4 protein-coding genes are annotated in these 3,060 nt (G+C 75.2%); all 4 read right to left on the bottom strand.

From position 1 onward, the window contains the following. Positions 1 to 5 precede the first annotated feature (5 nt). Complete coding sequence (locus tag VKZ81_RS28825; RefSeq protein WP_324244869.1) at positions 6 to 419, bottom strand: hypothetical protein; 414 nt, start codon at positions 417 to 419, stop codon at positions 6 to 8. Continuing rightward, complete coding sequence (locus VKZ81_RS28830; RefSeq protein ID WP_324244870.1) at positions 416 to 1,243, bottom strand: hypothetical protein; 828 nt, start codon at positions 1,241 to 1,243, stop codon at positions 416 to 418. The genes VKZ81_RS28825 and VKZ81_RS28830 overlap by 4 nt, the downstream gene beginning before the upstream one ends. Beyond that, positions 1,230 to 1,523, bottom strand: coding sequence for a hypothetical protein (locus tag VKZ81_RS28835; RefSeq protein WP_324244871.1), 294 nt, complete (start codon positions 1,521 to 1,523; stop codon positions 1,230 to 1,232). Before VKZ81_RS28835 ends, VKZ81_RS28830 begins: the two co-directional genes overlap by 14 nt. 117 nt (positions 1,524 to 1,640) lie before the next feature. Then, on the bottom strand, positions 1,641 to 3,060 hold a 1,420-nt coding region (locus VKZ81_RS28840; RefSeq protein WP_324244872.1), incomplete at its 5' end, for a polysaccharide lyase family 7 protein.

The raw sequence follows: 3,060 nt of genomic DNA on the forward strand, positions 1-3,060 counted from the left end.
CGCCGTCACCGGGTGCAGCGTTGCGACGGAACCGGTGCGGTGGTTCTGGTGCGGTCGGCCTCGTCGAGCTTCGCGAGGTACCGGTCGAGCGCGGCCCGGCCCTCCTCCGGCGTGCGCGGCTGGGCCAGCAGTAGCTCCCGCTGCGCCTGGCGGTCGTTCCGCGCGGCTTCGGAGGCGGCAACGGCCCAAGACACGAGCGCGTCGACCTGGGTCTGGTAGCACTCGTTTACGAGACGCTGGTGGCGCGCGTTCGTGATCAGGAACGTGGCGAGCACGATCACGGCCAGCGTGTTGACCGCGAGCACGGCCAGCGTGGCGATGCGCACCCCGTCCATCTGCAGCATCGGCTGGATATCAGGCTCACCGTGCAACGCGCGCAGCGCTGCGTCCCGCTGCGCCTTGGCCCCGTCCTCGGTCATGGGTCCTCGTCCTCTGTGGTGGGCGGCGCCGTGCCCGTCGTGGGCGGCGGGGTCTCGGACGGGGCTGTGGTGGGCGGGAAGCTCGTCACGCATCCCAGCCCGGTCTCGCCGGACGCGAACTCGACCGGCGCCAACGTTGAGCCCGTCGGGCACGTCGGCCCTGCCGGGCCCCGCGGACCCGCCGGGGGCGGGTTGGCCGCCAGATACTCGGCGACCGCGGCCTCGATCTCCTCGGGCGTCGGCCCCGGTCCGGCCGCCCCACGTGGTCCGCGCGGACCGGGCGGTGGAGGGTTGTTCGCGAACCACGTGGCGACCGCGGCCGAGATCTCCTCGGCGGTCGGCGGGCGCCCCGGCGCGGGCGGGTTCGCCGCCAGGTAGTCGACCACGGCGGCGGCCACCTCCGCGGCCGACGGCGGCGGGCCCGAGCAGCCGTTGTGCGCGGCGCACCAGCGGGCCACGGCAGCGTCGATCTCTTCGGCGGTCGGCGGGCGCCCGGGCTCGCCTGGCACCGGCGCGGAACGCACGACCTCCGCCTGGGCGCAGGCGCCGACCGCTTCCAGCTTGGCTCGGGCCTCGCCGCCCTCGGCGCACGCCGCGACCACGCGCGAGGCGAGGTCCTGTCGGGACTGCTCGGCGACGTCGCGCTGGGCGACGACCTCCGGAAGCTCGCGGGCCTGGTCCTCGACCTCGCCGGTGATCTGGGTCAGCCACACCCCGAGCGCGACGGCCAGGACGCCGAGCACGACCATCGCGACGACCTGGGCGCGGCCGGGTGGGCGGCGGTCCTCCTCGCGGTGCAGGCCGCGTACCTCACGAGCGGACATTCGCGCTCGCGGGCTGATGGGCCGGACCGTCATCATCGTCCTCCGCGTCCAGGATCTCGGGGCGGGCCGGGACGGGTATGCCGCGCTCGGCCAGCTTGGTCTCCAGGACGAACATGTGGGCCATGGCGGCCAGGAACTTGTCCTGTAGCCGGCGGTACGCCCTGCGGACATAGCGCGAGTCCTCGCTCACCCGACGGGAACGGGTGGCGAGGAGGACGGCGAGGCCGGACAGGAGGCCGGTAACGCCGGTGAACAACGCCGAGATCATCTCGACGCTCATCTGGCACCACCCTTTCGTGCGTGCGCGGGCAGTGCTCAGTCCTCCGATCCGGCCCCAGCCACTACCTCCATACGGGGTCGACGCGCGAGGCCACCCACGGGAGGCTCGCCGGGCGGCCTAGGCCCCGTCCAGCTCGCGGGTCGGCACGCCCGCGGTCAGCCCGATCACCCGGGTCAGCGATCTGGCGGTGAGTCCGCCTCGTTTGACCGGCCACGCGGCCTGCAGGCCGACGATCTCGGTCACGACCAGCACCGGCGGCCGCACGAGCAGGCTCGCGCGCGGGAGCGGGAGCACGGCGACGAGCTGGCCGGGCACCGCCCCGCCCGCGGTCAGCGTGGCGACCGGCAGCTGCGCCACGGCGACCAGTTCGCCCGGCGCGGCGACAGCCCCGGTCAGCTCGGCGAGCGGGACGAGGCCCTCGGCGTCGAGCGCGCCGGGCACGTGCGAGGTCCCGGCCAGCGCGGCAGCCAGGAGGTCAAGCACGACGACCAGCTCGCCGGCGGCGACCACCTCGCCCGCCAGCGCGGCGGCCGGGAGGTGCAGGGTCGCGCCGAGCGCGCCGACGGCCTCGCCGGTGCCGCCCAGGTGCGCGAGCGGGACGGCCAGCTCGGCGGCCAGCGTCCCGGCCGCGGTGACGGCGCCGTCCAGCTCGGCGAGCGGGAGCGGCGCGGCGGCGGCCAGCTCGACGAGCGCGGTGACCTCGCCCGCCAGCTCGGCGCCCGGGAGGCCCACGGTCGCGGCCAGCGCGGCGGGCGCGGTCTGCTCGGCGTCGAGCGCGGCGGTGGGGACGGGCAGCTCGGCGGCGAGCACCCCGGACATGCGCACGCTGCCCGCGACGGTGACCGGCGGCGTCGCGAGCACGGCGCCGAGCTGCCCGGTGGTCGTGAGGGCGCCTGCCAACGCGGCGAGCGGGAGGGCGAGGCTGGCGTCCAGTGCGCCGGTGGTCGGCGGCGGCGTGGTGCCGTCCGGCTGAACCAGCTCCAGGCGCGAGATGGTGGCCGTCGCGGCGCCCGCCGACGCGCTGGCGACGGTGGTCTTGTTGTAGGCCCCGGCCTTGAAGTACCACCCCGACGTCTGGTCGAAGAAGTCGGCCGGGGCGAACGTGAACTGGGGCGTGGCCGGGAGGTTCTCCGGCCCGCCGAGCGCGCCGTATACCCGCACCCGGCCGGTGCCGCCCGCCGGGTCGGCGCCCGGGGCGTACTCGATCCGGTAGGTGATCTCGGTCGTGGCGGTGATTCCGGGCAGCATGTTGTCCACGCCCGGCGAGGTCGACCCGTTGTACTTGAACAGCCGGATGCGCGGGGTGGCCACGTGGTGCTCGCAGGCCAGGTACAACGGCGGGTTGCCGAGCGGGCCGTGGATCTGCCCGATGATCATCTCTTTGCGCGGCGTGGCGCCGCCGGTGATGCTCGTCGGGTCGAACGTGCCGGTGACGGTCAACGAGCGCGGCTCGGTGTCGAAGATCGACCACGCTGCCTCGTTCTCGCCCTGCATCTCGCGCAGCTCGCAGCGGCTAGCCGAGCTGCCGCCGGTGGTT

It is taken from the genome of Pseudonocardia sp. (genome assembly GCF_035305885.1).
In the GTDB taxonomy this organism is placed as follows: Bacteria; Actinomycetota; Actinomycetes; order Mycobacteriales; family Pseudonocardiaceae; genus Pseudonocardia.

Bases quoted from the DNA above. Each gene is read 5' to 3' on its own strand.
- VKZ81_RS28825 (WP_324244869.1), bottom strand. From the start codon at position 419: ATGACCGAGGACGGGGCCAAGGCGCAGCGGGACGCAGCGCTGCGCGCG.
- VKZ81_RS28830 (WP_324244870.1), bottom strand. From the start codon at position 1,243: ATGTCCGCTCGTGAGGTACGCGGCCTGCACCGCGAGGAGGACCGCCGC.
- VKZ81_RS28835 (WP_324244871.1), bottom strand. From the start codon at position 1,523: ATGAGCGTCGAGATGATCTCGGCGTTGTTCACCGGCGTTACCGGCCTC.